The sequence below is a fragment of the Martinezella calliandrae genome (genome assembly GCF_030272695.1).
Lineage (GTDB): Bacteria > Pseudomonadota > Alphaproteobacteria > Rhizobiales > Rhizobiaceae > Rhizobium > Rhizobium calliandrae.
Window position 1 is genome coordinate 1 of the sequence record NZ_JARFYN010000173.1, and the last position, 848, is coordinate 848.

Here is an 848-nt window from a genome sequence, read left to right on the forward strand (position 1 = left end):
GACGATGTGATGCTGGGTCAAAAGGAAGACGTGCTCCTCGTCCGACATGTCGATCAGCCGCCCGCGGATCAGCGGCCCGCGCGAAAGATCAAACGGCGTGTGCGCCTCCTCATGGCACAGCTCCAAAAGCGCCGCCGCAGCATCCGCCCTGCCCTTGAGATCGTGCTCGATCACCGGCAGCCCCGCATCCGGCGGCAGGACCTCGACCCGGGGCTTGCCCTCAGGTGCGACAAAGATGCTGCGCAGCGCCTCATGGCGCGCCAACAGACGGTCGAGGCTACGCTGCCAGGCGCTGCGCTCGAGCACACCAGATAGCCGCAAGACCAGCGGAATATGATAGTTGGTGCTCGCCTCGTCCAGCTGCGCCAGGAACCACAGCCGCTGCTGCGCGAACGACAGCGCAAGCGGCTCGTTCCGGCTTACCTGTGATATCGTGGTGTCTGCTTCGCTCCGTTTTGCTATCTTCTCTTTTGCAACTAACAACAGCCTGGCCAAGCTTTCGTCGTCTAGGTTTTCTAAGCTATTCCTAACTAAATTAGTCATTATCTAGCTCCTAGGAAGACCAGCTTTTCAAGCTCGTCACCATCGAATTCTTGTTCAATCAAGGTGATAGAGATTTCACGGGCGAGGTGCGCGAGCGCCGGCTTGGCGAACAACGTTCTCAGCGGCAGTTCGACACCGAGAGCCTGCGACAGCCGGCTCAAGAGCCTTACGGCGAGCAGCGAGTGTCCGCCGAGTTCGAAGAAATTGTCGTGGCGGCCGACCCGCTCGATCCCGAGAAGCTCCGTCCAGATCTGAGCGAGCGTCGTCTCGAGCTCGCCCTGCGGCGCCTCATAGGCGCGCCGTGC

Annotated in this window: 2 protein-coding genes; both read right to left on the reverse strand. The window is 60.7% G+C overall.

Annotation, left to right across the window (positions count from 1 at the left end; translation table 11 throughout):
* Positions 1-495 (reverse strand): condensation domain-containing protein (locus PY650_RS36555; RefSeq protein ID WP_285884972.1); only part of this gene is annotated, 495 nt, incomplete at its 3' end.
* A 47-nt stretch (positions 496-542) separates the two neighbouring features.
* On the reverse strand, positions 543-848 hold a 306-nt coding region (locus PY650_RS36560; protein ID WP_285884974.1), incomplete at its 5' end, for a phosphopantetheine-binding protein.